At 61.4% G+C, this 3,196-nt stretch carries 4 protein-coding genes; 1 reads left to right on the top strand and 3 read right to left on the bottom strand.

All coding sequences use genetic code 11. The features are described 5' to 3' along the window. Nucleotides 1-220 precede the first annotated feature (220 nt). From F7O44_RS29260 to F7O44_RS29250, 3 genes are all read right to left on the bottom strand, one after another. Nucleotides 221-880, bottom strand: a complete 660-nt coding sequence (locus F7O44_RS29260) for an Abi family protein (protein ID WP_162453872.1) — start codon at nt 878-880, stop codon at nt 221-223. A gap of 85 nt (nt 881-965) precedes the next feature. Further along, complete coding sequence (locus tag F7O44_RS29255) at nt 966-1,658, bottom strand: HAD family hydrolase (RefSeq protein WP_162453871.1); 693 nt, start codon at nt 1,656-1,658, stop codon at nt 966-968. Further along, entirely contained in the window at nt 1,655-2,497 is an 843-nt protein-coding gene (locus F7O44_RS29250) for a GntR family transcriptional regulator (protein ID WP_174256011.1), read from the bottom strand. Before F7O44_RS29250 ends, F7O44_RS29255 begins: the two co-directional genes overlap by 4 nt. A gap of 176 nt (nt 2,498-2,673) precedes the next feature. Between F7O44_RS29250 and F7O44_RS29245 the strand changes: the two genes are divergently transcribed. Further along, nucleotides 2,674-3,111: a plasmid replication, integration and excision activator gene (locus F7O44_RS29245; protein ID WP_162453869.1), complete on the top strand. Its 438-nt coding sequence runs from the start codon at nt 2,674-2,676 to the stop codon at nt 3,109-3,111. Nucleotides 3,112-3,196 lie beyond the last annotated feature (85 nt).

Genomic DNA, 3,196 nt, shown 5'->3' with positions numbered 1-3,196 from the left:
AACCATACGAAAAGTGCTCCATTCGAGCCGGGCGAACAAGACTTAGACACTCTCATTCTCCCTGCTCAGGAGCACTTTTCGTCTTACTGACACACCCTCACCCCAAGATCACCGTGAAAAGACAGGGTTAAGGCCAGGCTCGGCAGAGGGACCGGCCGCCAGGCCGCATGCCCGACGCCGAGCCGAGCGGCGCGCCAGCGCCGCCTTGATCTCTAAGAGGTCAACTCGGCAATGGACGGGCGGCGAGGAGGGCAGGCATCCGGCTTTGCTCTCCGACCCAGCGTGCGGCGTCCGGACTGATCCAGCCAATGAGCGTGATGATGTCTTGGTGGTCGCGGTTCAGATCGCGGTTATGGATGGGCTCGTGGTGGGCCACTCTGTTGCGTAGGCGGTTCAGGTGTCGGATGCGCTTCTCGACGCGGGCGCGAGATTGCGGTTGAAGATGTGGGAAGGCATGCCGCAGGTGGTGAGTCCACAGGCTGGATTCGTACCGTTTGGTGAGCAGGTAGCGCCAGAAGCCGAAGGACAGCTCTGCAACGACGCGGCCGGGGGTCTCGTCTCGTCCGAGCTGCCTGACTCGCTCTCTCGCTTGGACGATCTGGATGTGCCGTTCAGGCGCGAGGACACGTCGCGGGTCCCGGTACCAAGCTCCCGCTCGTTGGCCGTGCCAGTTCTCGAGCTGGGACACGAGCGCGTTGCGTAGTATCACTTCGAGCCCGGCTAACACTTCGTACATTGCGCCGGAAACCGACGTGTTCCACTCGTAGAGTTTGATCGCGCCCAGGAGGTTCTGGGTGGAATCACGGTACGGCCTGAGTCGTTCAGACGATAGCAACGGCACCAGATCATCGAGGTTGACCTCGTTGCTTTCGTTGGCCACGATCGCCACCTTTACGTATACTTGTTGATGAACACCCCGGTGGGCCTCTGCTTCGGCACGTCCCCGGGGTTACTGCTTTCCCGGATCAGGTCGCGTGGTCCCGCCTCAGCGCGATGGCGAGGTCGTCCATAGACACGATGACACGGGCGGGGTCTTGGCTGCTGAGGCGTTCGCGTTTGCCGGGCTTGTTCGCGTAACCGATCGCCGCGACACCTGCCGCGTGGGCGGCCATCACGTCGGAGGGAGAGTCGCCGACGAATACCGTGGTGGACGGTTCGGCATCTAGTTGAGCGAGCGCGGCAAATAGTAGATCTGGCCAGGGCTTGAGCCTGGCGGCGTTTTCGGGTGTGCGGGCCGCCACAACGTCGATATGTGGACTGAGCTTGTGGGCGTCCAGGTAGACGCGGATGGCGGTCTCGGCGTTATTGCTGACGATGCCGGCTCGTCGGCCGGTATGCACGGCAGCATGGATGGTCTCGACGGCGCCAACCGTTGGTCTGGCCAAGGCGATCGCGTCGTGCTCGGCGGTTGTGAGAGCCGCTTCGATCTTGCGAGCAGTTGCGTGATCGATGGTTTGGGCGTGGTAGAGCACAGCCATCGGGTCGGTGCTGGCCGCGATCTCAGGCGGCGGGGCGGCAGGCAGGAGACGACGTAGTTCATCGGCAAGCTTGGCAGTGTCGACAGCAGCGAAGACCGAGCAGACAGGGCCGTCGAAGTCGAGCAGCACACAGCGGGAACGGGAAAGCAGCGCGTCGAGTGGTGCGTCGGTGAGGCTCACAATGCACGCTCGCGGGACATGGTGTTCCACATGCTGTCGAACCACTCACGTGCCTGCGCGACGTGCTGTGTATCCGGCGCGCTTGGATCATCGGTAGCGGATTGGTGGAAAAGTACGGCGTCCTTGCCGCCGAGGTCGTACATCTCAACAGCCCCAGCGTCGGTTTCAATGGTGCGGGCGTAGATGGGGTAGAACCCGAAGAACATCTCCTCATCGTTGAGTAGGTACAGCTTGAACAGCGGCGTCAAAGCGTGCGTTCGGACCTGTACCGATGCCTCACTGATGAGCCCGAGTTCGTCCAATTCGCCTATAGCGTCGGCCATCGCGCCAACATGGCGGCTGAACAGCGTGTCGATTCGGCGACGATAGGCGGGCTCGTCGTGCTGATCGTCCACGCGCACAGGCAACGCCCATGGCGTGGACGTGTCCGGCACCAGGACCCGGATAGTCACAGTCTGCGGCGTAATACGACCGGCCCGGATCTTGTCGAGTGGCTCCTGTATCGCGCCTTGCAGCGTCTCACCGGATAAGCCCGCGAAGTCAATGGCCACGTGATCGCGTTCAAAGGCCTGCTCGACATAGGGCCGCAGGCCCACCGGCTTCTCGGTGCGCTGGCGCACAAATACGCCGCTGCCGTGACGGGAGACGATGAGATTCTCTTCCCTGAGCAGGCGCAGGGCTTGTTGAACGGTCATCCGCGCTACGCCGTACTGCTTAGCCAGCTCCTTACCCGAGGGCAACTTGTCGCCCGGACTGAACTTCTTGGTCAAGATCGCGGCACGTAGCGCATTAGCGACCTGCACATAGGGCGGTCGCGAATCATCGGGGTCGAGGCTCATGCCCACACGGTACAGGCTGCCTAGAAGAGCTAGCTACCCATGCTCCTGACTGCACCGTTAACCCTCAGCAGTGCCAGCATCTGTCCAAGACTCTTGACTTATCTAAGTTACCTAGGCATGCTGGTCATGTGTTTGGAGGTGCCAAACACATACACGGAGCCGAGGAGGCACACGTCATGGCGTTGCAGGGAGCTATCCCGGTGGAGTTTGGTGCGGTGTTTCCGCATGGGGCGTTTGTGATCGGTGAGGTCACGGCGGAGGCGGATTTTGATGCGTCGACGAAGGACAACCGGGTGCAGAAGCGGGACAAGGTCAGCGGGTTGCCGGTGTGGCAGGTGCCGGTGATGGATGCCGACCCGGACGCGCGTAAGGGGCAGCGTGAGTTGACGGTGAAGATCGCGGCTGAGGTTCAGCCGGTGCCGCCGGAGATCTTGAACGGGACACCGTTTCGCCCGGTGGAGTTTGAGGGGTTGACGGTGACGCCGTATGTGGACACTAACGGCCCACGTGCACGTGGGCTGCCCGGAGCTTTCCGGACCGCTCCATTTGCGGACGGTTACGCTGCGAGCTGTCGATTCAGGTATTCGTTGCGGACTTCTTGCGGAGTCTTGTAGTCGATCCCTGAATGGATTCGTTTACGATTATAGAACACCTCGATGTAATTGGCAATATCTTTCTGGGCCTTCTTCCGTGTCGGAT

Origin of the sequence: Phytoactinopolyspora mesophila (assembly GCF_010122465.1) — a bacterium.
GTDB lineage: Bacteria > Actinomycetota > Actinomycetes > Jiangellales > Jiangellaceae > Phytoactinopolyspora > Phytoactinopolyspora mesophila.
Note: the sequence above shows the minus strand (reverse complement) of the source record. Positions and strands in the feature narration are given on the sequence as shown.